Below are 24,376 nucleotides of genomic sequence, written 5' to 3'. Positions count from 1 at the left end.
TCTTCATACACCCAGATCAGCATGAAAGAGCCCTGTCTCCAGACGCTTTTTCACAGTAGTCAGAAAGCGTCCGGCGTCGGCACCGTCGATGAGTCGATGGTCGTACGTCAGTGGCAGGTAGCACATCGACCTGATTCCGATCGATTCCTGCCCGTCCCGATTCGTGACGATGACAGGCCGCCGCACGATCGCACCGAAACCCAACATCGCAGCTTGCCCGCTGATCAAGATCGGGGTGTCGAACAGCGCGCCCTGACTGCCGATATTGGTGATCGTGAACGTCCCACCACTCAACCGGTCGGCCGGTAGGGTGCCTGCCCGTGCACTCTCGGCAAGCGCGGCTATCTCCCGTGCGAGCCCGCTGAGCGAGAGCGCGTCGGCATGCGGTATCACCGGAGAAAATAGTCCGCGCGGGGTGTCGACGGCGATCCCGAGTGACACACGAGCGTGATGTGTGATCGCCCGTGCGGCTTCGTCGATACTTGCATTGATGTTGGGGTGCAACGCAAGAGCGTCGATTACGGCTTTCGCTACGAACGGAAGAAATGTCAGATTCAGTCCCCACCGCCGCGCGAACACCTCCTTCGCCTCGGTACGCAGGGTCGCGACAGCTGTCATGTCGACTTCGAAGGTCTGCGTCAACTGAGCCGACTCACGAAGCGACGCGGCGGTTCTTTCAGCGGTGAGACGGCGGATCCGTGACATTTTGTGCACGGACCCCGCCGTGCGGCCATCGGTCGGATTGCCGGCGGCACTGGAAGTGGCCGGCATGGTCGAAGCCGCAGGTGCTCCCTGCGTCGCGGTAGGCACATCGCGTAGCCGGATGCCGTCCCCGCGCGGACTGATGATAGACAGGTCGACAGCCTTTTCGGCAGCTCGTCTGCGCGCAGCAGGTGTCGCCCATATTCGATCCAGAGCCCTAGGCGATGGCGTCACGGCAGTGAATATCCGCCGTCGACGACCAGTGAATGACCGGTGACCCAACGGGAGTCATCACTTGCCAGGTACGCGATCGCACCCGCAATGTCGTCCGGTGTTCCGAATCCGAGTGGGTGTTTCGCCTCTATCGCCGCCAGTGCCTCAGCGGGCAGACCTTCGTGCAGTGCCGATGGAAACGTTCCGGGGCACACGGCGTTGACCCGAATTCCTTCCTTGGCATATTCGAGCGCGGCCACGCGCGTCAGATGGACCACGGCGGCTTTGGAAGCGCAGTACGGCGCGGCATATGCCCATGCTGTCATTCCGCTGACGGACGCAACGTTGACGATGGACACTGTTGCACGCTTACGCATCGTTCTGGCGACAGCTCGTATTCCGTGAAATGTGCCGGTGCTGTTGACCGCGAACGACCGCTCCCAGTCCGCCGTCGAGAGATTGTGAATTCGTGCATTGGGCGAGACGATGCCCGCTGAGTTCACGAGGGCGTCGAGGGTACCGAATCGCTCGGCGGTCCTGGCCACGAGTGAGTCGAAGCCGTCGCCGTCGGTGACATCGAGTGCCTCGGCAACGACATTTATCTCAGCTGCACCGAGTTCGTCCGAAATCGGGCCGAGCGCCGCCGCGTTCATGTCCGCGAGGACCAGATTCGAGACCCCCTCGGAGGCAAGCCGCCTGGACACTGTGGCACCGAGCGCGCCCGCCGCCCCGGTCACGATCACCGTTTTCGACTCGAACCTCGTGCTCATTGCAGCCTCCTGGACCGGACCTCGAATGTAATTTAGAACACTCGGTATACAAAACCAAATTCGATCCGCTGTCAAGGGGCCACCACCGCCGCCAGCGCCCGGACAGCGAGGTGGTGAAACGAGAAAGGCCTGTACGGACGCGTGTCCGTACAGGCCTTCGGCCGAGATCGAATCAATAACCGCCCAGCGTCTGGATACGGCTCACTTCGGTTTCGAGAGAGATGAAATCGAAAGCACCGCCAGCGAAACCGGTGAACAAAGTTCGGCAGTACGCTTTCGACAGAGCTTCCGCATCCCAGCGGCCGTCGGTCTTCAACCATTGGTAGGTGTGGTTGTGCATGTTGAGAAATTGCAACATGCACAGGTCAGGATCGGTCTTGAGAAAGATCCCCTCGTTCATTGCGGAAATAAGAATATTTCGAACAATACCCTCGAACTCGTGCCGCCGCTTGAGCATCTGGGTGAGGTTCTCACCCGTCAAATGCTTGTAGTCGTGCTCGTACACCCAAATGTGATCCAACCGCTTGAAGATCATGTCGAGAAGCGCGTGCGAGAGCAATCGCAGCTTGACCGCAGGGGAAGTATCGACATCGGTGATCTGGTTGCCGATGTTCACCAACGGATCGAGCACGCGCTCCTGAATCTCGACGAGCAGATTCTCCTTGGACTTTATGTAGTAGTACAACGCACCTTTGGCCAAGCCGACCGCCTCGCCTATTTCGACGATGCCCGTAGCCGCATAACCGTTCTTTGCAAAAAGGCCGGCAGCCAGGTCGATGATCTCCTGGCGCTTGACCTCGTACGAGGGGCCGTGCCCGGGTGGTCGCGCCATTGGAATCCTCAGCTGGTCGGGTTACATGGTTCGACCGATGTTACTCGGGAGTTGTACCGAAACGCGCTTTGCCCAGGCCGTGGTCGAAGAACGAGTTGATCCCGACCTTCCGATCATCGGTAGCGAAGAGTCCCGCGAGAAGGTTCTTGTCCATCGCAAGGCCTGTCGCCAACGGACTGTCGGCCCCCAAGTCGATAGACTCCTTTATCGCCTGCAACGCAAATCTGGGGCCTGCGGCAAACTGAGATGCGAGCGCCTGCGCGTGAGTCACAACGTCTGCCGCCGCGACTACATGCTCGGCAACTCCGATCGACAACGCCTCGCGGGCATCGAGCCTGCGGCCCGACATGAGTATCTCTTTCGCCTTGCTGACGCCGACAAGCCGTCGCAGCCGCTGCATCCCTCCGGCGCCTGGCACTATTCCCAGCTGCACCTCGGGTAGAGCCAACACCGCGTCGTCGGCCAGTACTCGAAAGTCGGCGGCGAGTGCCAACTCCATTCCGCCACCGAGAGCCACGCCGTTAACAGCCGCAATGACCGGCATCGGCAAGGCCGCGATGTCGTTGAAGACCCGCTGCAAAGCACGGTTCCACACTGAAATCTGTTCGTATTCCATGACACTGAGCGCTTTGAGGTCCGCTCCCGCTGCGAACGCTGTGGCTCCACCGGTGATGACGACTGCCCGCACTCCCTCGTCGTCGGAAATAGCTCTCACGACCTCACCCAGTTCGATGCGTAGCGCGGTGTCGAACGCATTGAACGGTGGCCTGTCGATCCGAACGGTGGCGACTGCGTCGACCGTGTCGCTGACTACCAATTCCGGCATCGCGCCCTCCCCAAGTTTCGTCATCTTCAGCCAGATTATCTAGACTGATAGGTACACTAAACTCATGGGTTCGGGCAAGACACCCGATCGTCGACGAACAACCGGGAGCAGACTTCACATGACCGACCTCGCATCGATCGATCCGAGCACAACTGCCATAGTGACCGTCGACGTGCAGCCGACCGTACTGTCGAGATTTACCGACACGGACGCGCTGATCGGACGTATTCGCACTGCGATAGACACAGCGCGCTCGTCGGGTGCGCGCGCTAGGTTCGTCCGCGTTTTCTTGACTGCCGACGATGCTGTCACCGTATCTCCCCGCAACAAGATGTTCGGACACTTCGCCACAATGACTCCCCCGGCCGACGGCCCACAGTCACAGGTCGACTCCAGGCTCGGCGTCGCCGGCGACGACGAGGTGTTCACGAAAGTCCGCATGGGCTCGTTCTCTACGACACGACTGCACGATGACCTCCGGGCACACGGGATCGACACGATCGTCCTGGCTGGAATTGCATCCAGTGGTGCAGTCCTGTCGACCGCACGCGAAGCAGCCGATCTCGACTATCGAGTAGTTGTGTTGTCCGATTGCTGCGCCGACTTCGACCCCGAGGTCCACCGCGTGCTGACCGAAAAAGTTCTTCCCATGACGTCCGAAGTCATCGACCTTGCAGCATTCCGAGAGGCCATCTCGGCCTGAACCGCAACTGGCTTCGATGTTCCATTGTTTGTACCGACCGATTGGACTAATCTTCGGGAATGACTGAGACATCGGACACAGCCACCCGAGACCTTCCGCCGTACCCCACTCCACGAGATGGCAAGTGCCCTTTCCTCCCCTCACCGGAAATCCGGCAGTTGCACGCCGACGGCACAGCCCTGTCGAAGGCACGCATCTGGGATGACAGCACACCCTGGCTCGTCACCACACATGCAGCGCAGCGCACCATCATGTCCGATCCACGCGTCAGCGCCAACGATCACCTCCCAGGCTTTCCCATCGCCACAAGGTCGATGGCGGAGACAATCTCGGACCGCCCGAAGACCATCTTCGACACCGACGGCGCCGAGCACGCGGGACTTCGTCGACTGCTGACCAATGCGTTCACCCGTGGACGGATGGAGAAGGTCCGGCCGGGTATCCAGCAGGCAACCGACGACCTGATCGACAAGATGCTGGCCGGCCCCAACCCCACGGACCTCGTCGAAGCCATCGCCCTGCCGCTGCCATCACTGATGATCTGCGAACTACTCGGTGTTCCCTATGAGGATCACGAATTCTTCGAAGTACACGCCAAGATTGCGAACGCGCGCGACACCGAACCAGAGGAAAGCACCAAGTCGACCCGCGCCCTTGGCGGATACGTCACCCAGCTGATCCAGGATCGCATGGACGATCCTCAGGAGAATGTCGTCTCCGACCTGGCCAAGAAGGTCAAGGCAGGCGATATCGATCTGCCTGGTGCTTCGATGCTGGGAATGATTCTCCTCATTGCGGGCCATGAGACCAGTGCAAACATGATCTCCCTCGGCACCGCAGCACTACTCCAGAACCCCGAACAACTCGCCATCGTCCGAGACACCACCGACAAAAAAGTCATCGCAGGAGCCGTCGAAGAACTCCTCCGATACCTCACCATCCCCCACCTGCTCCAACGCCGAATCGCAACCGAAGACATCGAATACGAAGGCACCACCATCAAAGCAGGCGACGGAATCATCTCCCCACTACCCGCCGCCAACTTCGACCCCGTCGCCTTCCCCGAACCAGAAAAACTCGACCTCACCCGCGAAGCACGACACCACCACGCATTCGGCTGGGGCCCACACCAATGCATCGGACAACAACTCGCCAGAATCGAACTCGAAGTCGTCTACAGCACCCTCTTCAAACGCATCCCCACCCTGGCACTGGCCACCGACTTCGACAACCTCCACTTCAAGGGCGACTCGCTCGCATACGGAATCTACGAACTTCCCGTCACCTGGTAAGACCTTCGGACAGCGGTCCATGGAGCGGTCAGACAACCCTGGCCGCTCCGTTTTTCGTTCACCCCCGAAAATGTCATCAGTACTCCCCCCGCAGTACTTCCTATCGATCCCTCTGGACGATTCGCATCCGGCGCCCGCACGCCAACATAGGTAGTGCGTCACCGACCAGAGGGTGATCGACCAAGGGAGTAACCGATATGACCGACTTCTCGACCAACGACCACAACCGCTTCGCTGCGTACGAATACACCAGTCTCCGAACCGAAGCGGACCGCGAGTCCCTGTACCGCGATACCTACCGCAACTTCGGTTGGGAACTGGACGGGCGGGGGCACACAAGCCCGGGTTCGGACGCTGTCTCGTTGAAGTTCAAGCGCGACCGCGGAATCAAGAACCGGGCCGACGTCGTCGATTTACAACGCACCTGTGACAGAGCGCTCGACTCGGTCGTCAAGGCCGAGCGATCAGTATCCTCGACCGCCATCGCCGCCGCCGCGGCCCTTGGCGTTCTCGGCGCCGGGTTGTTGGCTGGATCGATCTTCGCTTTGAATGCTGATCTGACAGGTATGTCGATCATCCTCGGCGCCAACGGATTGTTTGCATGGATCGCCGGTTACTTCGCACACGGTCGGGTCTCTGCTCGGCAGTCGGCCAAGGTCTCCTCGGTGATCGAGAGCAACTACCGGATCGTCGCCGAAACCGGCGAGCGCGGTGCGGCGCTGCTGACGAACTCCACCACGTCACCCGAGCGCACGGTGACCCGATGACACTTCCCAACGAAGTTTTGATCGTCGGCGGTTCGGCATCGGGTCTCTCCACCGTCGAAGCGTTACGACGCAAGAAGTACTCAGGGAAGATCACCGTCCTGGGCGGTGAGCGTCACGCGCCTTATGATCGGCCACCGCTGTCGAAGCAAATCCTCTCTGGTGCATGGGATCCGGAGAAGGCCATCCTCAGAACCAACGAACATCTCGAGACTCTGGATACAACCTTCATCGTCGGCGACAATGCAGTGTCGCTCGATACGACGTCGCGCACCGTACGAACGGAGTCCGGGCGTGAGATCGACGCCGAAGCCATCGTAATCGCGACCGGGGCACGACCTCGCTCGCTCCCTGGACAAGACGGTTTGACGGGCGTCCACGTGCTACGCACACTAGACGATTCCATTGCCCTCCGCGCCGAACTGGCTCCAGGAATCAAGCTGGTGGTCGTGGGCGAGGGGGTCCTCGGTTGCGAAATAGCCGCAACTGCCGCGACCATGGGAGCCAACGTCACCATCGCCGGGCCGCAAGCGGTGCCGATGGCTGCGCAGGTGGGTCCGTTGGTTGGAAATCTGTTGGCAGAGTTGCATACCGAGCGTGGTGTGCATCTGCGGCTCGACACCGGAGTCGCCGGATTCGTCTCGCAGGACGGCCATGTTTCGGGAGTCGAACTGAGTACAGGCGAAGTGATCGACGCCGACGTCGTGGTGGTTGCCATCGGCGCTGTACTGGCTACTGAGTGGCTCGCTGGTAGCGGACTGACCATCGAGAATGGTGTGGTCTGCGACTCCCGGTGCCGCGCCGCCGAAGGAATCTACGCCGTGGGCGATATCGCTCGATGGAAGCACGAGAAGCTCGACACCCTTGTCCGTCTGGAAAACCGCACCAACGCAACCGAACAAGCTGCCGCAGTGGCCGCAGTCATCGTCGGCGAAGACCAACCGTACGTGCCGGTCCCCTACTTCTGGACCGACCAGTTCGACGTCAAACTCCAGGTGTACGGCTTCTTGACGAAGGGCGCCGATGTCCAGATCGTCGAAGGCGATGTTGCAGCAGGCCGTTTCGTTGCTCGCTATGAGAACTCGGGAACGGTCACGGGCATCCTCGGGTGGAACATGCCGAAGCAGGCTCGTCTGCATCGGCAGGACATCGTCGACGCCCTGAACTGACAAGTCTCGAAATGCACCGACTACCAGAGGCACCCAACAAGGAGGAACCATGAAGGTAACCATCGACCAGGAGAAGTGCGTCGCGGCAGGACAGTGTGTCGCAGCAGCTTTCGAGGTGTTCGATCAACGCGACGAGGACGGCATCGTCGTTCTGCTCACCGATAATCCGCCGGAAGACCAGGCCGAAGACGTACGGCAGGCAGCAATGGTGTGCCCAGCCCTCGCCATCCATATCGAGGAATGACAGAGATCGACAACTATCGAGGAGTAAACATGACCGACCCCACCGCCAGCGCGGACGCGATCCCGAGCTTTCCAACTCCCCGTGACGGGAAGTGTCCTTTCCTACCGCCACCCGAACTGCGTCAGCTGCACGCCGACGGCACAGCCCTGTCGAAGGCACGCATCTGGGATGACAGCACACCCTGGCTCGTCACCACACATGCAGCGCAGCGCACCATCATGTCCGATTCGCGCGTGAGCGCCAACGATCACCTCCCAGGCTTTCCTCTCGCCACCCGCTCGATGGCGGAGACGATCAACGACCGACCCAAGACGATCTTCGACTTGGACGGTCCCGAGCATGCGCAACTTCGTCGAATGCTGACCAGCTCGTTCACCCGTGGACGGATGGAGAAGGTCCGGCCGGGTATCCAGCAGGCAACCGACGAGCTGATCGACAAGATGCTGGCCGGCCCCAACCCCACCGACCTCGTCGAAGCCATCGCCCTGCCGCTGCCATCACTGATGATCTGCGAACTACTCGGTGTTCCCTATGAGGATCACGAGTTCTTCGAAAAACACTCGAGAGCTGCCGTCGACAGCAAAGCAACCCGAGAGGAGAGCGGAGCCTCGAGCATTGCTCTCATGGGCTACATCACCGAGTTGATCCAGAAAAAGATGGACGCACCGGACGAAGACGTCGTATCCGATCTCGCACAGCGCGTTCAGTCAGGTGATCTGGATCTACCGGGAGCAGCCATGCTCGGTCAGATCTTGCTCATTGCGGGCCATGAGACCAGTGCAAACATGATCTCCCTCGGCACCGCAGCACTACTCCAGAACCCCGAACAACTCGCCATCGTCCGAGACACCACCGACAAAAAAGTCATCGCAGGAGCCGTCGAAGAACTTCTCCGATACCTCACCATCCCCCACCTGCTCCAACGCCGAATCGCAACCGAAGACATCGAATACGAAGGCACCACCATCAAAGCAGGCGACGGAATCATCTCCCCACTACCCGCCGCCAACTTCGACCCCGTCGCCTTCCCCGAACCAGAAAAACTCGACCTCACCCGCGAAGCACGACACCACCACGCATTCGGCTGGGGCCCACACCAATGCATCGGACAACAACTCGCCAGAATCGAACTCGAAGTCGTCTACAGCACCCTCTTCAAACGCATCCCCACCCTGGCACTGGCCACCGACTTCGACAACCTCCACTTCAAGGAGGAGTACCTCGCGTACGGAGTCTTCGAACTTCCCGTCACCTGGTAGATCCTCGTCCTGACCACGATGGCTACTGCTGACCACGACCTGACCTACTGCACGTGCGGTAGGTCAGGTCGATCTACAGGGACGACGACCTGGGTGCCCGGTGAGACGAAGATTGTCAGTGTGCCGAAGAGATGATCGCCGGCAGAAAACCTGCACATCACAGTCCAACCCACAAACCTAACGAGGTCGACATGTCCACTGCCACTACTCATTCAGAGACCAAGCCACCAGCTACTGCTGGTATCGTGGCGGTTCTCGCATTCGCCGGGATCGTCGTCGCATTGATGCAGACACTGGTGATTCCGCTCATTCCCCAGCTTCCAGAACTTCTCGATGCGTCACCCGGCAATACCGCGTGGGCCATTACTGCGACACTGTTGGCCGGCGCAGTGGCCGTACCCGTAATGGGCCGCTTGGGTGACATGTTCGGCAAACGCCGGATGCTGTTGGTGTCCATGGCACTTCTCGTTGCGGGCTCTGTCGTAGGGGCACTCAGTGTAAGCCTCACTCCTCTCATCATCGCCCGTGCGCTTCAGGGCCTCGCAGCCGGTGTGATCCCGCTCGGCATCAGCGTGATGCGTGATGTCCTACCCAAGGAGAAGCTGGCCGGTTCGGTGGCGCTGATGAGCGCATCGCTCGGCGTCGGCGGTGCACTGGGACTTCCAGTCGCAGCGATCCTTGCCGAATATTCCAACTGGCACTTCCTCTTCTGGACCGCTGCCGTTCTCGGCGCGGCCGCAACCGCACTGATCGTCGTCGTCGTCCCGGAATCGAAGGTCCGCACCGGAGGTTCGTTCGATTTCATCGGCGCAGTGTCACTGTCCACCGGCCTCATCACCTTGCTACTTGCTATTTCGAAGGGTTCGAGCTGGGGATGGACGAACGAACTCACGCTCGGCTTGTTCATCGCTTCCGCTGTGACATTCGTATCGTGGGGATTCTGGGAGTTGCACACAACCGGGCCCCTTGTCGATCTGCGGGTTTCCGTCGGCCGTCAGGTGCTGTTCACCAACCTCGCTTCGATCGTGTTCGGATTCTCCATGTTCGCCATGACGTTGGTCTTCCCGCAGGTTCTCCAGCTTCCAGAGGCAACCGGTTACGGCCTTGGTCAGTCCATGTTGGTCGCCGGGTTGGTCATGGCTCCCTCGGGCGTGGTGATGATGCTGATCGCACCACTGTCCTCACGGATCACCCGCCTGTATGGACCTAAGACCACATTGATGGCCGGCGCCGTCGTCGTCGCCATCGGTTACGGAACCGGCGTCGTCATGATGAGTGAGGTGTGGCAGCTTGTTCTCATCTCCGTCGTCATCGGTGCCGGAACCGGACTTGCGTACGGCGCAATGCCCGCCCTGATCATGGGTGCGGTGCCTGCATCGGAGACCGGAGCAGCCAACAGCTTCAACACGCTCATGCGTTCGCTCGGAACATCGTTCGCCAGTGCTGTAGCCGGCGTGATCCTGGCACAGATGACCATGAGCATGGGCGACACATCCATTCCGTCGGAGCAGGCCTTCCACGTCACCATGGCAGTGGCTGCAGGTGCCGCGGTCATCGCCTTCGTAGTCGCGTCGTTCCTCCCGAAGCATTCACCGCAAGGCTCGACCGAGGTAGTGGCTGCTGTGCCGGAACGAGAGGCGCTCACCATCAGCTGATTCGACGCGATCTCACGCTGAAGCACCCGCCGACACTGGGCGGGTGCTTCAGCGGGTTTCCGCGTTCGGGCGTATCCACATAGTTGACTTAGTAGTACTTGCCAGATTGAATGATGGTCGCTGTCGCCTGCGAAACGAGGACACTTGCCTGCCACTACATCGTCGAAAATGGGCCCGCTGCAGGGCCTTCGCGTGGTCGAGCTCGCAGGCCTCGGTCCGGCCCCACACGCCGCAATGCTGCTCGCCGACCTGGGCGCTGATGTTGTACGGGTCGGGCGGCCGGGAACAACCACCGAACACGACCCGCTTCTGCGTGGCCGGACACTCATCGAGTGCGATCTGAAGAGCCCTGAAGGGGTAGAGGTGGTCCTGAGTCTTCTCGAACGGGCCGACGTCTTGATCGAGGGATTCCGGCCCGGCGTCACCGAGCGGCTCGGCCTCGGCCCTGAGGACGTTCATGCCCGAAACGCAGGTGTGATCTACGCGCGCATGACGGGCTGGGGACAAGAGGGGCCATGGGCTCTCGTTGCCGGCCATGACATCAACTACACCTCGGTCACCGGGACACTGCATGCAATCGGCAGACAAGGTGAGCGCCCGGTGCCTCCGCTGAACCTCGTCGGCGATTTCGGCGGCGGTTCCATGTTCCTGGTATTCGGCATCCTGGCTGGGCTGTACGAGCGTCGGACTTCAGGGCTCGGACAGGTAGTCGACGCAGCCATGGTCGACGGGGTTGCTGCTCTGTCACACATGGTGTGGAGCTACCGAGGAACTGATCGGTGGTCGGACGAACGCGGAGTCAACCGCCTGGACGGCGGCACACCGTTCTACGACACTTACGAGACCGCCGACGGCAAATACATGGCCGTCGGCGCCCTGGAACCACAGTTCTACCGCCAACTGCTGTCCGGTCTGGGTCTCGACGCCGCCGCTCTGCCCGATCAACAAGATCGTTCGGGCTGGGCCGAGCTGCGCAACACGTTCACCGAGGTATTTCTCACCAGAACTCGGGACGAGTGGGCTGCAATGTTCGACGGCACCGACGCCTGCGTTTCGCCGGTGCTGACCTTCGCCGAAGCTCCCGCGCAAGCACACCTCGCAGCGCGAGAGACTCTGGTCGACATCGATGGGGTCACTCAACATCGCCCCGCTCCCCGGTTTTCCCGCACCCCGAACGCAATGCCCGTCCCACCCCCATCGAGCGTGACGGATCCTGCGACGATCTGGAGGTGAGCGGAGGGCAGCTACTACGGCCGCAGTAGCTCGAACGCCTACGGACAGAGGATGACTCGACCCGACTGTGCGGGAAACATTCGACAGTATCCATTCGACACACAGGATACGGAGAGGTCCCCATGTCTGCAGCACTCTTTTGCCCATCCTCCAGGTCACCCTTACACACCCCCGAAGATGCCGAACCGTCAGCGCAGACGCCTACACACAAACGACTGCTGGCAGCGTCACCGGGTGCGCTGGCCGCAGCAACCGCCACGTCGATTGCGTTGCTGGGCTGGGCACTCGAGCAACCTGTCCTAGGCATAGTGGCAGGCGTCGGCGCAGTCGCGCTGTCCAGCGTTGCGTCCCTTCTGATCTGAGCGACTACCGGTGGGCACCTACTGCCTGCGCAGTATCCGAATATCATCTTCCTGCGCGATGATTAGGCGTTACCGTCGGGCCACCATGAGATGTGCGCCCCAGAGGTCGGCTGGAGTATCCAGGCTCGACTACGACGGGTCGTCACACAACACACGTTGTGGCGAAGCAGGTTCGCTGGTTCTGAGATATGCGGAGCAGGCGGATCTCGACGAAACGGCTTCTCATGCGACTGACAACACAAGGTCCCCTGGTTATGCTCACTACCGCCCTGACCCTCGCTCTGTGCGCGGGCACCCCGCTACTCACGAGCTCGGCAGCGGCCACACCGGTGCAATCGGATCAACCACACTGGTCCTATGAGGACCCGGACGGCCCCGCCGACTGGGCAGGTCTGTCTCCGACGTTCGGAGAATGCTCCACCGGGCAGAACCAATCTCCCATCGATCTGCCCGACGTCGTGCCGGACGGAGGTGACGATGTCGGTGTCGCGACAGAGGCGGTAAGGGGACCTGTCACCGACACGGGACATACGACGCAAGTCTCCCCGCAGGTGGGTGGGACTCGCATCGACTACGAGGGCAACAGCTACCAACTCCAGCAACTACATGTCCACAGCCCATCCGAGCACACCATCGACGGCAAGAGTTTCGATGCCGAAATACACTTCGTTCACGCGAACGCGGCCGGCAAATTGTTGGTACTCGGCATCTTCGCCGACAAGGGCTTACCCGCGGATGGACTGCAGCCCTTCGTCGATGCGATCGCGGCTGATGCAGAGACCGTTGTCGATCTCGATCTCGATGCGGTCCTTCCGGATTCGCTCGATCACTACGCGTACGAGGGCAGTCTCACCACACCACCGTGCACCGAGAATGTGCAGTGGATTGTTTTGTCGACCCCGATCTCGATGTCGGATCGGCAGTTGGATGTACTTGCAGAGGACCACCTGGAAAATTCACGCCCGACAATGCCACTGGGCAATCGCATCGTTACCGGAGGCGTGGGGTCGTCTCGATAATCAGCTCACATCACCGGCCCCGTCCCGGTCATCGGGATCATCGCCGAGACCATCACCGAGCGGTATCTAGGGTGAGACAAGCGTTCCGTGTCGAATTTTCATCCGAAAGAGGTTTTGACAGTGAGGCCCACCGAATCGATCGCGATCGAAGAACTTGTCGCCAAGCAGGAGATCGCCGATGTGCTGTATTCCTACGCTCGAGGTCTCGACCGAATGGACCGAGCACTGGCGGACCGCGTGTGGCATGCCGATGGAACGGCAGACTACGGACCGGGATTTCGCGGGACGGGAACGCAATTCCTCGACTTCGTGTGGACCTACCACCTCACGTTGAATGCCCACTCCCATCTTGTGAGCAACACCCTCATCTCGGTCGATCTGGGCGCCTCCTCAGCGACTAGTGAAGCCTACGTGTCTGTTTGGTTACGGTCGACTCCGTCCGGAGGCACAGTTACCGACATCCATCACCGCGGCCGGTACGTTGATCGCTGGTCGCGCCGAGACGGACGGTGGGCAATCGATCACCGGATCTACTTGGCGGACATGATGAACGAGACGACCAATGCGGAGGGCCCCGAGACATGGGGACTCAGAAACGCCGACGATCCTTCATACCTAGTCCTCTGAGTCGGTAGGCGCTCGAATTTCAAGTCCCCGCAGATCACCTCAAGACCAACACGCTGCCCCGAGGGAGAACTATGTCTGTCAGAAGTTTGAACCATGCTGTACTTTTCGTTTCCGACGTCAGACGAAGCGTCGATTTCTACTGCGAAACGCTAGGTTTCGACAAACTACCCGCAGACTTCCCAGGCGGTGCGTTTTTGAGGGGGTCCGGTTCAGCAAACGAACACGACCTGGGTCTGTTCCAAGCCCGCGCGCCTCGGGCCGCGGATGGCGCAGTAGGCATCTACCACCTGGCCTGGGAGGTGGAAACTCTGGAGGAACTTGCGCGAGCACGCGAGCGTTTGAGTGCGGCCGGTGCGCTGACAGGAGCTGCGAACCACGCTGGGACTAAGGCGCTGTACGGCCGCGACCCCGACGGTATCGAATTCGAAGTCACCTGGCTGGTGCCGGACGACCTGCTCGAAAACGAACTCGTCCCCGGCATCGAATTCACCAGGCCACTCGACATCGCAGCCGAAATTGAACGCTACGGTGCAACTACGTCCGGCGGTCCGCGATCGGACCGCGAGCTGATGGCGCGGGTGATGGCCAGGCTTGCCCAAAGCCAGTCCTGACGCCGTTCCGATACCGGCGTCAGCCGCACAGGCGTTCAGAGCGAAGCTGCTTCGTCTCTGGACCGCGCCAGGACCTGCCGACTCCCTTCGAGCACGCGTCGCGCGCGCTCATGTGATGAAATACCGTCGACCTTCAGAGTGCGCGAGGGGACTTCTGCGCTGACAGTGATGTCCCGTGGCAGGAGCGACAGCACCCTCTCCAAAGGCAATTCGCCTGTCCCGGGGATGGCCCTCTGGTAGATCGCTTCCTCCATATAGGCAGCGAGCCCGTCGAACCCGGTCGGGCCGTCACTGACTTGGCAATACCCGAACAGCGCCGGATCGACCTGTGCAATATCGTCCGGGCCTTCACCTGCGCGAGCGAGATGCAGGGTGTCGACCATGATCGTCAAATTGGGTTGCGCCAGCGCTCCGACCAGTTCGACTGCACTTGCCAGTGTCGGAACATGCGAGAGCGGCGTGAATTCGATCAAGACTCCGACATCTGCTTGCGCCGCGAGCCTGCAGAACTCGCCCAGAAGGTCCTGAATACGGTTGGGATCTCTCGGTGCATTCTCGTCGGGCTCGAACGCACACGTGTTTGCGAGCGGCGACCCGAGTTCCACCAACAGGGCCAACTGGCGTTCTAGGCCACCGAGCCCGGCGTCGGCGTTGAGCAGGAAGCCATCGCCCATGCTGATGCGCAGATCTAGGTCGGTAATCCGTGCACGAACGTCACGGCGCGCCTCTCGGTCGAGCATGTCCGGGTGGTTGACGGACAGGCAGACCGAGGCAGCGCCACCCGCGGCGGCAGCGTCCACGAACACAGCGACCGGGTCCTCGTACAGACTGAGGTGCTCCAAGCCGATGGGGTGGGCATTCGCGTTGTTCGTTGATACTCGTGTCATCGTGTGTCCAGTTCCGTAGGAAGCCGGTTCGAGGACCGGAAACCCGGACGGTAAGCCCTGCCGTCCCGCGGAACCACGGCTCATCTTGTTCAGTGGGAGAACACGGTTCAGCAGTGATCCTTGGTTCGGTCGAAGAACCCTGGGTTCCCTGCCAACCGAACGCAGAACAAGGGCACCTTACACAGTACGACAGCCGATGTCAGCAAAAAGTTGGATTCGAGAAATTGATCTCATCTTTCCAAACCTTGTACTACTGAGCGGAATTCAGCCTACAAATCATTGCTCTCGACCAATCGGTACATTAATTTTCAGTGCTACCCGACCTTCGGGCGATGGAGAACCCACCGAGATTCGAGGTACGCCGTATGTTCAAAGAATTCGTGGTGTCTGGCGATTCACACATCATCGAGCCGGCCGATCTTTTCAAGACGAGACTGCCTGTACACCTACGTGACCGCGCACTGTGGGAGGAGGAGTTCACTCTCGACGAACCGATCGTTCCCGGCGGGCACACGGAGTTCAAAAAGCTCCACACGATCGGCTTCGACGGTTGGACGATCTCGAAGTATCGGCAACTCGGCGGCGAGACGCCCGACGGCGAACCCGAGCACATCGTTCGCGACATGAACATCGACGGCGTCGATGCTTCGGTGATGTTCCCCAATTTGTCCCTCTTCGTCCTCTTCACGGACGACCACGAACTGTCGATGGCTCACTGCAGGGTCTACAACGACTGGATCGTCGAGACGTACTTGCCGTACAGCAAGCGATTGCGACCGACGGCGGCGATCCCCCTCACCGACATTGCCGACGCGGTCAAAGAAATCGAACGCTGCGCCCGGATGGGAATTCAGGCCCTGTTGCTTCCCGAGATCCCACCTTTGCCCTACTGGGTCAAGGATTACGACCCGGTCTGGGCCGCAGCACAAGCCCACGGACTTCCTGTTTTCTTCCACGTCGCCACGGGTGGCGTCAGCGTCAAGGAGAACGTGTCGGAGACCGCGACGACTGTCCGAGGGTTGATGACAGCTATGAACATGGGCAAGGGGCAGCTGACCGACGACATGGTTGCCGGACGCACCATGGGAGGCGGAAACACCGCGTCGGCGAGTCCCCAGGAGATTATTGCTTCCCTCATCGGCGGCGGAGTGTGCGAACGCTTCCCCGACCTTCATTTCAGCCTCGTCGAGTTCGGCGCAGGGTGGCTGGTGTCGTACATGGGGATGATGGAGAAGTCGTGGCGGACCGGTATTGGGCAGGACGCCGATTGGTGGCTCGGGTTCTGGGACGACTCGCGGGGCCCGAAGGACCAACCTGCCATGGGTCGATTGTTCGCTATCAATGCGAAGTGGCCGCTTCCCCTCAGTCCGACCGACTACTTGCAGCGTCAGATTCACGTTCAGTTCGCCGACGATCCGACGGCGGTGAAGGCACGCCACATCACCGGCATCTCGACAATCATCTGGGGCAACGACTACCCGCATGCAGAGGGAACGTTCCGTGGCAGCGAGGACTGCGTGGCGTTCAATTTCGAGGGAGTGAACGACGAAGATCGCGCAGCGATCCTGGGCGGCACCCTGGCCGATATCGTTCATTTCGACAAATCCAAGAAGTTGGTAGAGGCACCGACGACAGTCTGACGCGACGCGACTCACCGCCCCGGCGTGAGCCAGGGCGGTGAAGACGCACGTCACTCGGCTAGAGTTGGTCGGAGAACCTCGATCACGCTGCCTCCCTATAGAATCGAACAACAATGTCTGAGATTTTCGTGCGTCCGGACGTTCGCGAATTCCTCGCGAACTTGGAGTCGTCACCGATACCACTCTTCACCACAGAGCTTCTTGCGATGATCCGAACTCTGCCACCCGAGGCGATGGCCGGATCTGATCTGCCAGTAGGTCAGATGGAGGTCATTCGCGATTCGGTGGCTCGTGGACCGGACGGTGACATTGCTCTGCGCCTGTTCGACACTCGGACTGGACGGGGACCCGGTCCCGCCGTCGTGTTCTTCCATGGAGGCGGTTTCGTCGTGGGAAGTATCGACACCCATGCGTCGTTGGCGGCCGAGGTTTCACGGTCACTCGACCTTCCCGTCGTCTCGGTCGAATACCGCCTGGCTCCGGAGTATCCGTGGCCGGCCGCACCCGACGACGCCGAAGCCGCCGTCCGCTGGATAGCAGACGGCAATGTCGACGGTCTCGACGTCACCGACCTGATTCTGTTCGGGGACAGCGCAGGTGGAACGTTGTCCATCGTCACGTCCATGGCCTTGCGTGATCGGCCCGCGGCAGTCAAGGTCGGCGCACAAATTGTGATGTACCCGGCGACAGATCCGCAGGCACTCTATCCGTCGAAAACTGCATTCGCAGACGGGTTCGGGCTTCAATCCTCGAACATGGCCATGTACGAGGAGCACTACGCCTCGGACCCGACGCACTGGCGTGCGTCTCCACTTCGCGGACCACAGGTCGACATGCCCGCGACGCTGGTGGTCACGGCCGAGCTGGACCCGCTACGTGACGAGGGACGTGAGTACGCGGCCAAATGCATCCTCGCGGGTGTGAGAACGACCTACTCGGAGATTCCCTCGACGATCCACGGATTCGCGACGTACCGGCAAGCAATTCCCTCTGCGCGAGACGATCTCCGTGACGTGTTGAACATCGCCAGGGCGATGCTCGCGGAAGTCATCTGACTTTACGCATTGCCTCTTCGAGTCTGGTCAATTCGATCAGAATCGCCGTTGGGTCACCCAACGGGACGAGTTTTTCGCCTACCTCCAGCAGTGTTCTTTGCGCATTCCGGAAAGTCCGCAGGCCGGATCGCGTTGGCTCGACGACATACTCGTCGCTTCGGGAGCCGCCGAGCCTTCGCGTGACCAACCCGGAAGCGACCAAGCCCGCCACAATGCTGGTGATGCTCGTGCGGTGTCTGTCCAGCCCAACCGAAAGCGAGCGATACGACACCGGTGCACGACAACACACCCCTTCCAGCACCTCGTAACCGGCCCAACTGAGCCGATGGCACGCTAGAGCGTCATCGAGCGTGGTACGCATCCGGTTGGAAATTCGAACGAGCGTTGCGGCAACCTCGACCTCGGCCACGAATGACGCTGTTGCGACGGGCCCCTGCTCGTCGATGGTCGAGTCTGTACTCATCGCCCTTCGGTCCGATCTTTCTCAGTACTGAATGTATGAACCCGGACCGAAGAACGGTCGGACCTGATACCTGTCAGCTGGCATTACCACCAAGTCGTCCGTCTGATTGGGCTCGACCGATTCATACGGATGACGCTCCGCTGCAACGGAATCGGCAGATCCGCCCTCATCCGAGATTTTACCCGTCACGGGGTCGTCACGTCTTGTTCGCAGCGAGGTCGAGAGCTATGTCGGTGATCAAGTCCTCCTGACCACCGACCAGTCCCCGTTCGCCTACTGCCAAAAGGATTGCACGCGTGTCGAGCCCGTACTGCACGGCGGCCGACTCTGCGTGCCGCAAGAAGCTGGAGTACACCCCCGCATAGCCGAGCGTCAACGTCTCTCGATCCACCTGAACCGGACGGTCCTGCAGCGGGCGCACGATGTCGTCGGCCGCGTCCTGCAAGCCGAACAGGTCACAGCCGTGCTTCCAGTTGTTGAGATCGGCAACCGCGACGAAGGGCTCGATAGGGCAGTTGCCTGCTCCAGCACCGTGACCGGCCAACGACGCATCGACTCTCGTCACACCCTCCTCGACTGCCACAACTGAATTCGCGACTGACAACGAAAGGTTCTGGTGAGCGTGGATCCCGATCTGGGTCGACGTGTCGAGCACATCGCGGTATGCGCGCACCCGGTCTCTGACTCCGTTCATGGTCAGGCGCCCACCGGAGTCCGTGACGTAGACACAATGTGCTCCATACGATTCCATTTTCTTTGCCTGCTCGGCCAACTGTGGCGGTTCAGCGAGATGCGACATCATCAGGAAGCCCGAGACGTCCATGCCGAGCTCACGTGCCTTGCCGATGTGTTGGGCTGACACGTCGGCCTCTGTGCAGTGGGTGGCAACCCTGACCGAGGTGACACCCATCGCGAACGCTCGTTCGAGTTCTTTCACGGTTCCAACGCCGGGAAGAAGCAACGTGGTGAGCTTGGCCCTGTGTACGACCTCGGCAGCCGCCTCGATCCATTCCCAATCGGTGTTGCTCCCCGGACCGTACGTCAGACTGTGACCGGCCAACCCGTCGCCATGTGTGACCTCGATGGCGTCGACGCCTGCTGTGTCCAATGCACTGGCGACACGTGCGACGTTCGCGGGGGTGATGCGATGACGCATCGCGTGCATACCGTCTCGTAGCGTCACGTCCTGTATGTACAGAGCGGCACCATCGGCGGCAGTGGGCCGAGAAATCTGATCGGTCATCGTGCTGCCTCCAAGGACTGATTCGCTGCGATCTTCTCGGCGACCTGGAGTGCAGCCGAGGTCATGATGTCGAGGTTGCCCGCGTAAGCGGGGAGATAATGGGCGGCGCCTTCGACTTCGAGGAAGACAGTGACCTTCCACAGTCCTGGCCCCTTCTCGACCCCGCCGGTGAGGGTTGCCACGGACTCCGAATCGTCGAGTTGGGTGAACTGGACTTCCTGCTTCAGCCGGTACCCGGGAACGTAGGCGGACACCTTCGCGACCATCTCGACAACCGACGCTCGGATAGCCTCCCGATCGGGGTTCGACACCAGGGCCAGAACTGTGTCGCGCATGATCAGCGGCGGTTCAGCTGGGTTCAGCACGATAATCGCTTTGCCTTGTTCGGCCCCGCCCACCTCCTTGATGGCCTCCGAGGTGGTCTCGGTGAACTCGTCGATATTCGCGCGAGTCCCCGGGCCCGCTGACTTGGACGCAATCGAGGCTACGATCTCTGCGTAGTGCACAGGAGTCACCGCCGAGATCGCTGCGACAATCGGGATCGTTGCCTGGCCCCCGCACGTAACCATATTCATGTTCGGCGCGTCGAGATGCGCATCGAGGTTGACGGCAGGCACCACGTAGGGACCGAGGGCAGCCGGAGTCAGGTCGATGAGACGCTTGTTGAATGGTCGCAATGCTTCGGCGTTGGACACGTGAGCCTGGGCAGACGTCGAGTCGAAAATGATGTCGATCTCAGCAAACTCCGGATGTTCGATCAAGCCTTGCACACCGGAATCGACGGTACTGATCCCCATGCGACGTGCTCGCGCAAGCCCATCCGATGCGGGATCGATCCCGACGAGGACAGCAATTTCCAGATTCTGCGCCACCCGCTTCAGCTTGATCACCAGGTCGGTACCTATGTTGCCGGATCCGATGACCGCGACCTTCGTACGACTCATATTGTCTTACCTTCGATTCGGAATTCGGATGCGCGCATGCGACACGACCGCCCGCCCACGTGGCCGACCGAACAACGCACTCGCCTTTTCCGAGACGCTATAAGCAGTCGAGGCCGTGAAATAGCGTCTGTCCCGTAAGCCGGGACAGATTCGACGGAATTCCTTGCCCAGGAGGTGCTTACTCTTTCGCTGCCGCCGATACCGATCGCGGGGTTCAATGGGTTATGCCGCCATCGCCCTCGGGACGCCGATCAAAGGCGAGAATAATGTTCGACCGACAGGCTCGTATTCTCCGTCAGTACGTGGCGTGGACCTCGATCCTCTACGCACTGGGCGTCGCTGCCGTCGTATGGCCAGGCTCGAGATTCATCACTGACACGATTGTAGGAGGGCTCGCCGCAGTCGCCCTCGGCATCGGAGCTCTTGTACTGCTGCACCGATCCGACCCCAGTTCCGGACGATTCGCCGCGGCCACTGCGATGGCAATGGCAGCGACCCCGGCTGCGATGGCCTTCAACGAAACACTCGTAGCACAGGTCATGACTACGATCGCGGCGCTCCTGCTGGCCATGTATCTGGCGGCATTCAACCCATTCCCCCGCGGACCGATATTGGTTATCGCGTTCACCTGCGCCGTGATCGGTGCGTTGATCGTCGCCCCGGCGCAGTTGTCGTGGATCACGTACGTCGCGCTGGCCGCGAGTATTCTGCTTTCCGCGCAGATGTACGGGTCGTTGATGAATGCGCTGATCTACTCGGCCAGCACGGACCCATTGACCGGCCTGCTGAACCGGGCGGGGCTGGAGTTGGCGACCATTCGAGCGCTCGCAAGATGCAGGACAGCTCAACCAGTCCCGGTCAGCCTGGGAATTCTCGACGTGGACCGACTCAAGGACGTCAACGACACTCTGGGGCACGACGCCGGTGATGTGCTGCTGATGCAGCTCGGATTGCACCTGCGGGGTTCGTTTCCCCCGGGTACCGTCATCGCGCGAATCGGTGGCGACGAGTTCGTCGTGTTCTGCGTACAGGTCGACCAGAAAAAGCTGTTCGGACTGTTGACAGCTGTCGCCGCGAAGTCGCCCACCACGTTCACGTTCGGAATCTGTACCACTCTCTCCACGTCGGTTCACTGGCCCGACATGTATCGACAGGCCGATACTTCTCTTTACCAGGCCAAACGACAACGACCGTGACCTGACCCCGACAGTCGAGGTGCCGAACTGTAAGCACGCCACTTCGGCGGCGCGCTGCTCATCACTCGAGGTTGATTCAGGCACCCTTGATCTCGGTCTACTCGAACAACGCCGCTAACGAGCGGAACTGACGGACGCATTCCACAATCCGACTATGGCGTCGATCAGATCGTCCGCAAACGCGCGCCACTCGTTCGCTTCGTCTCTATCGGGCCCGGGCGACGTCCGCTCTCGCTCCGCGCTCATGTGAACCATGAGGTGCCGCGCCATGTCGGCTCGTGAACGCTGAACCGTCTCGGGCAGTTCCGAGACACACTCTCGCAGCCCACGCAGCGTTGCCCGCAACGTCGGCGATGACAGCGCGATCGTGGACAGCGCCTGGCGCAGTGAGGGTTCGGTCATCACCTGCGCGCTGAATCGTGCGTACGAGGTCTCGACACCCTGCATTTCGAGATGGTGAATGTAGGGACGAACCAGACATCCGACCCACTCGCGAATGTCACTGGAGCCGTCCGTCTCCTTCAGCAGTTCGACGCGGTAGCGCTCAATCGCGTCGTTGTGCTTCTCGAAGATTGCTGCAACCAAGTCCTGCTTGGTGCCGAAGTGATACCCCACCGCAGACGTGTTCCGCTGACCTGCAGCTTCAGCGACTTGGCGATTCGACACGGCGTACACGCCGTATTCAGCGAAGAGCAACTCAGCAGCCTTCAAGATCCGATCCCGCGTCTCCGCGGGCCGTACGGCAGGAATGCCCGGGCCCGTTGTGGTCAAGTCGTCTTCACCTCTCTCCTAGCGGCGAAGAGCTCCCGACTGGGGTAATCCCTGTCACAGAGTCGCCGTCGACATTGACGAATCAAGTCACGTGACTTAATAATTTAAATCAATCGATTTAGCCACTTTAGCAAAGCTTTAACTTTTCTCACACGGAGGCAGAATGTCGACATCGACGACAGGTGTTGTCGGGGCGAAACCCGGCAACACCACCATCATCGTGGCGGTGCTCGCGTTCGCGGGGATCGTCGTAGCGCTTATGCAAACCCTTGTCATCCCGCTGATACCGCAGCTACCGACGCTCCTGAACACCTCAGCTGCCAACACAGCCTGGGTGGTGACTGCAACGCTGCTGGCCGGCGCCGTAGCAGTGCCGGTGATGGGCCGACTCGGCGACATGTTCGGCAAGCGCCGATTGCTTCTCGTCGGACTCGGCCTCCTCGTACTCGGCTCGGTTATCGGCGCGCTCAGCAGCAGTGTCGTCCCGCTGATCGTCGGACGCTCGTTCCAGGGCCTGGCCGCAGGCGTAATTCCCCTCGGAATCAGCGTTATGCGCGACGTCCTACCCACCGAGAAGCTCGCCGGATCAGTCGCCATGATGAGCGCATCTCTCGGCGTCGGTGGCGCTTTGGGCTTGCCCGCGGCAGCACTCATCGCCGAGTACGCCGACTGGCACTTCTTGTTCTGGACATCGGCAGCCCTGGGTGTCGTCGTGATCGGGCTCGTTCTCGCGTCCGTACCCGAATCCGATGTACGCGCAGGCGGCAGTTTCGACTTCCTCGGCGCACTGTCCCTCTCGACGGGTTTGATCACGCTGTTGCTCGCAATATCGAAAGGTTCGACCTGGGGCTGGACCAGCGCTCTCACCATCGCCATGTTGGTTGTCTCACTGGCCGCGTTCGCGTTCTGGGCTTGGTGGGAGTTGCACACAGCCCTCCCGCTGGTCGACATTCGTGTCACCATCGGTCGTCAGGTCCTCTTCACCAACCTCGCATCGATCTCGATCGGTTTTGCGCTGTTCGCAATGAGTTTGGTGTTCCCGCAGGTTCTACAACTTCCAGGTTCGACGGGCTACGGCTTGGGGCAGTCCATCCTCGCCGCCGGCCTTGTGATGGCACCATCCGGAGTGATCATGATGCTGGTGGCACCGTTGTCGGCGCGGATCACCACCTCGAAAGGCCCCAAGACAACACTCATGGCAGGTGCACTTGTCATCGCTGCGGGTTATCTGATCGGAGTCTTTACGCTGAGCGCTGTCTGGCTGCTCGTCCTGATCTCGATCGTCATCGGAGCCGGCATCGGACTTGCATACGGCGCAATGCCTGCCCTGATCATGGGCGCGGTACCCCCGTCCGAAACCGGAGCCGCCAATAGTTTCAACACGTTGATGCGATCCCTCGGAACGTCGTTCGCGAGCGCGGTGGCCGGAGTGATTCTCGCGCAGATGACGATTTCGGCCGGCGGAGTATCTGTCCCGTCCGAGGCTGCGTTCCATGTCACGATGGCCGTCGCCGCCGGAGCTGCGGTCCTGGCGTTCGTCCTGGCCGCGTTTATTCCGCGATTCAAGGGCTCACCCTCCACCGCCGTGAATACCAGTACTGCACCAAGCGAACCCACACCTGCCCGACACTGACTCGCAGCGATCGGCCACCGTAGTACCGACAGAACACTCTCACGCGGGCGCGCCCCAGTTGCCAAGCACCATGGCGGCTGGGGCGCGGCTGCGTCCGTGACGTCGGCGAACATGGGGCGTCTATCGCATGACCTGCATCAGACCTAAACTAGTTGACACGGCAATAAGGTGCCGTAGGCTTAAGTAGTTGCCGCGGCAACTACTTATCCCGTCCGTGTGGCACCCTCCCTCGCCACGCGAGTCGGGTCGCTGTGATGCGGGTA

General features: G+C 60.7%; 25 protein-coding genes. 16 read left to right on the top strand and 9 right to left on the bottom strand.

Translation table 11 applies throughout. The features are described from left to right. Positions 1–3 precede the first annotated feature (3 nt). The 4 genes from CH292_RS21200 to CH292_RS21185 form a co-directional block, all read right to left on the bottom strand. Positions 4–705: a 2-oxo acid dehydrogenase subunit E2 gene (locus CH292_RS21200; RefSeq protein ID WP_306437487.1), complete on the bottom strand. Its 702-nt coding sequence runs from the start codon at positions 703–705 to the stop codon at positions 4–6. 227 nt (positions 706–932) lie between these two features. Beyond that, positions 933–1,685 (bottom strand): SDR family NAD(P)-dependent oxidoreductase, encoded by a 753-nt coding sequence (locus CH292_RS21195; protein WP_094655644.1) that lies wholly within the window; start codon positions 1,683–1,685, stop codon positions 933–935. A 172-nt stretch (positions 1,686–1,857) separates the two neighbouring features. Beyond that, on the bottom strand, positions 1,858–2,517 hold the full coding sequence (locus CH292_RS21190) for a TetR/AcrR family transcriptional regulator (protein ID WP_094655643.1): 660 nt from the start codon (positions 2,515–2,517) through the stop codon (positions 1,858–1,860). A 40-nt stretch (positions 2,518–2,557) separates the two neighbouring features. Continuing rightward, the gene (locus CH292_RS21185; RefSeq protein WP_218830190.1) at positions 2,558–3,367 is read right to left on the bottom strand and encodes an enoyl-CoA hydratase/isomerase family protein; all 810 of its coding nucleotides are present in this window, start codon (positions 3,365–3,367) and stop codon (positions 2,558–2,560) included. Positions 3,368–3,461: 94 nt separating this feature from the next. Here CH292_RS21185 and CH292_RS21180 point away from each other — a divergent pair, with 94 nt between their 5' ends. The 12 genes from CH292_RS21180 to CH292_RS21130 all read left to right on the top strand — a co-directional run bounded on the left by CH292_RS21180 (position 3,462) and on the right by CH292_RS21130 (position 14,281). Beyond that, a complete protein-coding gene (locus tag CH292_RS21180; protein ID WP_094655641.1) occupies positions 3,462–4,046 on the top strand; it encodes a cysteine hydrolase family protein in 585 nt (194 codons plus the stop codon). Between the two features lie 59 nt (positions 4,047–4,105). Further along, a complete protein-coding gene (locus CH292_RS21175) occupies positions 4,106–5,338 on the top strand; it encodes a cytochrome P450 (RefSeq protein WP_094655640.1) in 1,233 nt (410 codons plus the stop codon). 197 nt (positions 5,339–5,535) lie between these two features. Continuing rightward, positions 5,536–6,105: a hypothetical protein gene (locus CH292_RS21170; protein ID WP_094655639.1), complete on the top strand. Its 570-nt coding sequence runs from the start codon at positions 5,536–5,538 to the stop codon at positions 6,103–6,105. Further along, complete coding sequence (locus CH292_RS21165; RefSeq protein WP_094655638.1) at positions 6,102–7,271, top strand: NAD(P)/FAD-dependent oxidoreductase; 1,170 nt, start codon at positions 6,102–6,104, stop codon at positions 7,269–7,271. Before CH292_RS21170 ends, CH292_RS21165 begins: the two co-directional genes overlap by 4 nt. 49 nt (positions 7,272–7,320) lie before the next feature. After that, positions 7,321–7,515: a ferredoxin gene (locus CH292_RS21160; RefSeq protein WP_094655637.1), complete on the top strand. Its 195-nt coding sequence runs from the start codon at positions 7,321–7,323 to the stop codon at positions 7,513–7,515. Between the two features lie 29 nt (positions 7,516–7,544). Then, on the top strand, positions 7,545–8,774 hold the full coding sequence (locus CH292_RS21155) for a cytochrome P450 (RefSeq protein WP_094655763.1): 1,230 nt from the start codon (positions 7,545–7,547) through the stop codon (positions 8,772–8,774). A 191-nt stretch (positions 8,775–8,965) separates the two neighbouring features. Then, a complete protein-coding gene (locus CH292_RS21150) occupies positions 8,966–10,429 on the top strand; it encodes an MFS transporter (RefSeq protein ID WP_094655636.1) in 1,464 nt (487 codons plus the stop codon). A gap of 144 nt (positions 10,430–10,573) precedes the next feature. Beyond that, a complete protein-coding gene (locus CH292_RS21145) occupies positions 10,574–11,662 on the top strand; it encodes a CaiB/BaiF CoA-transferase family protein (RefSeq protein ID WP_306437486.1) in 1,089 nt (362 codons plus the stop codon). Between the two features lie 122 nt (positions 11,663–11,784). Next, entirely contained in the window at positions 11,785–12,024 is a 240-nt protein-coding gene (locus CH292_RS28665; protein ID WP_143545785.1) for a hypothetical protein, read from the top strand. Between the two features lie 254 nt (positions 12,025–12,278). Further along, entirely contained in the window at positions 12,279–13,043 is a 765-nt protein-coding gene (locus CH292_RS21140; RefSeq protein WP_179278035.1) for a carbonic anhydrase, read from the top strand. 120 nt (positions 13,044–13,163) lie between these two features. Further along, the gene (locus tag CH292_RS21135) at positions 13,164–13,670 is read left to right on the top strand and encodes a nuclear transport factor 2 family protein (RefSeq protein ID WP_179278034.1); all 507 of its coding nucleotides are present in this window, start codon (positions 13,164–13,166) and stop codon (positions 13,668–13,670) included. Between the two features lie 71 nt (positions 13,671–13,741). Next, positions 13,742–14,281: a VOC family protein gene (locus tag CH292_RS21130; RefSeq protein ID WP_094655632.1), complete on the top strand. Its 540-nt coding sequence runs from the start codon at positions 13,742–13,744 to the stop codon at positions 14,279–14,281. Positions 14,282–14,316: 35 nt separating this feature from the next. Here CH292_RS21130 and CH292_RS21125 read toward each other — a convergent pair whose 3' ends face one another. Further along, complete coding sequence (locus CH292_RS21125) at positions 14,317–15,168, bottom strand: sugar phosphate isomerase/epimerase (protein ID WP_179278033.1); 852 nt, start codon at positions 15,166–15,168, stop codon at positions 14,317–14,319. 383 nt (positions 15,169–15,551) lie between these two features. On the opposite strand from CH292_RS21125, the gene CH292_RS21120 reads away from it, so the two are divergent. Further along, on the top strand, positions 15,552–16,808 hold the full coding sequence (locus tag CH292_RS21120; protein ID WP_218830189.1) for an amidohydrolase family protein: 1,257 nt from the start codon (positions 15,552–15,554) through the stop codon (positions 16,806–16,808). A 113-nt stretch (positions 16,809–16,921) separates the two neighbouring features. Further along, positions 16,922–17,863 (top strand): alpha/beta hydrolase, encoded by a 942-nt coding sequence (locus CH292_RS21115; protein ID WP_094655630.1) that lies wholly within the window; start codon positions 16,922–16,924, stop codon positions 17,861–17,863. Here the strand turns inward: CH292_RS21115 and CH292_RS21110 are convergent. The 3 genes from CH292_RS21110 to CH292_RS21100 form a co-directional block, all read right to left on the bottom strand. Continuing rightward, positions 17,856–18,272, bottom strand: coding sequence for a hypothetical protein (locus tag CH292_RS21110; protein ID WP_143545784.1), 417 nt, complete (start codon positions 18,270–18,272; stop codon positions 17,856–17,858). The two genes, CH292_RS21115 and CH292_RS21110, sit on opposite strands and share 8 nt — an antisense overlap. A 250-nt stretch (positions 18,273–18,522) precedes the next feature. Beyond that, entirely contained in the window at positions 18,523–19,569 is a 1,047-nt protein-coding gene (dmpG, locus tag CH292_RS21105; protein ID WP_094655628.1) for a 4-hydroxy-2-oxovalerate aldolase, read from the bottom strand. Continuing rightward, positions 19,566–20,513, bottom strand: coding sequence for an acetaldehyde dehydrogenase (acetylating) (locus tag CH292_RS21100; RefSeq protein WP_094655627.1), 948 nt, complete (start codon positions 20,511–20,513; stop codon positions 19,566–19,568). The genes dmpG and CH292_RS21100 overlap by 4 nt, the downstream gene beginning before the upstream one ends. A gap of 266 nt (positions 20,514–20,779) precedes the next feature. On the opposite strand from CH292_RS21100, the gene CH292_RS21095 reads away from it, so the two are divergent. Continuing rightward, positions 20,780–21,709 (top strand): GGDEF domain-containing protein, encoded by a 930-nt coding sequence (locus tag CH292_RS21095; protein ID WP_179278032.1) that lies wholly within the window; start codon positions 20,780–20,782, stop codon positions 21,707–21,709. Positions 21,710–21,823: 114 nt separating this feature from the next. Here the strand turns inward: CH292_RS21095 and CH292_RS21090 are convergent, their stop codons facing one another. Then, complete coding sequence (locus CH292_RS21090) at positions 21,824–22,480, bottom strand: TetR/AcrR family transcriptional regulator (RefSeq protein WP_094655625.1); 657 nt, start codon at positions 22,478–22,480, stop codon at positions 21,824–21,826. Positions 22,481–22,643: 163 nt separating this feature from the next. Between CH292_RS21090 and CH292_RS21085 the strand changes: the two genes are divergently transcribed. Then, entirely contained in the window at positions 22,644–24,113 is a 1,470-nt protein-coding gene (locus CH292_RS21085; RefSeq protein WP_094655624.1) for an MFS transporter, read from the top strand. Positions 24,114–24,376: the final 263 nt, after the last annotated feature.

This window comes from Rhodococcus sp. 14-2470-1a (genome assembly GCF_002259425.1).
GTDB classification, from domain to species: domain Bacteria; phylum Actinomycetota; class Actinomycetes; order Mycobacteriales; family Mycobacteriaceae; genus Rhodococcoides; species Rhodococcoides fascians_E.
The sequence above is the reverse complement of the archived record's forward strand: the minus strand, read 5'-3'. Positions and strand labels throughout refer to the sequence as shown.

Coding starts and splice junctions, on each gene's coding strand:
- CH292_RS21200 (WP_306437487.1), bottom strand. CDS start 705: ATGTCACGGATCCGCCGTCTCACCGCTGAAAGAACCGCCGCGTCGCTT.
- CH292_RS21195 (WP_094655644.1), bottom strand. CDS start 1,685: ATGAGCACGAGGTTCGAGTCGAAAACGGTGATCGTGACCGGGGCGGCG.
- CH292_RS21190 (WP_094655643.1), bottom strand. CDS start 2,517: ATGGCGCGACCACCCGGGCACGGCCCCTCGTACGAGGTCAAGCGCCAG.
- CH292_RS21185 (WP_218830190.1), bottom strand. CDS start 3,367: ATGACGAAACTTGGGGAGGGCGCGATGCCGGAATTGGTAGTCAGCGAC.
- CH292_RS21180 (WP_094655641.1), top strand. CDS start 3,462: ATGACCGACCTCGCATCGATCGATCCGAGCACAACTGCCATAGTGACC.
- CH292_RS21175 (WP_094655640.1), top strand. CDS start 4,106: ATGACTGAGACATCGGACACAGCCACCCGAGACCTTCCGCCGTACCCC.
- CH292_RS21170 (WP_094655639.1), top strand. CDS start 5,536: ATGACCGACTTCTCGACCAACGACCACAACCGCTTCGCTGCGTACGAA.
- CH292_RS21165 (WP_094655638.1), top strand. CDS start 6,102: ATGACACTTCCCAACGAAGTTTTGATCGTCGGCGGTTCGGCATCGGGT.
- CH292_RS21160 (WP_094655637.1), top strand. CDS start 7,321: ATGAAGGTAACCATCGACCAGGAGAAGTGCGTCGCGGCAGGACAGTGT.
- CH292_RS21155 (WP_094655763.1), top strand. CDS start 7,545: ATGACCGACCCCACCGCCAGCGCGGACGCGATCCCGAGCTTTCCAACT.
- CH292_RS21150 (WP_094655636.1), top strand. CDS start 8,966: ATGTCCACTGCCACTACTCATTCAGAGACCAAGCCACCAGCTACTGCT.
- CH292_RS28665 (WP_143545785.1), top strand. CDS start 11,785: ATGTCTGCAGCACTCTTTTGCCCATCCTCCAGGTCACCCTTACACACC.
- CH292_RS21140 (WP_179278035.1), top strand. CDS start 12,279: ATGCTCACTACCGCCCTGACCCTCGCTCTGTGCGCGGGCACCCCGCTA.
- CH292_RS21130 (WP_094655632.1), top strand. CDS start 13,742: ATGTCTGTCAGAAGTTTGAACCATGCTGTACTTTTCGTTTCCGACGTC.
- CH292_RS21125 (WP_179278033.1), bottom strand. CDS start 15,168: ATGACACGAGTATCAACGAACAACGCGAATGCCCACCCCATCGGCTTG.
- CH292_RS21115 (WP_094655630.1), top strand. CDS start 16,922: ATGTCTGAGATTTTCGTGCGTCCGGACGTTCGCGAATTCCTCGCGAAC.
- dmpG (WP_094655628.1), bottom strand. CDS start 19,569: ATGACCGATCAGATTTCTCGGCCCACTGCCGCCGATGGTGCCGCTCTG.
- CH292_RS21100 (WP_094655627.1), bottom strand. CDS start 20,513: ATGAGTCGTACGAAGGTCGCGGTCATCGGATCCGGCAACATAGGTACC.
- CH292_RS21095 (WP_179278032.1), top strand. CDS start 20,780: ATGTTCGACCGACAGGCTCGTATTCTCCGTCAGTACGTGGCGTGGACC.
- CH292_RS21085 (WP_094655624.1), top strand. CDS start 22,644: ATGTCGACATCGACGACAGGTGTTGTCGGGGCGAAACCCGGCAACACC.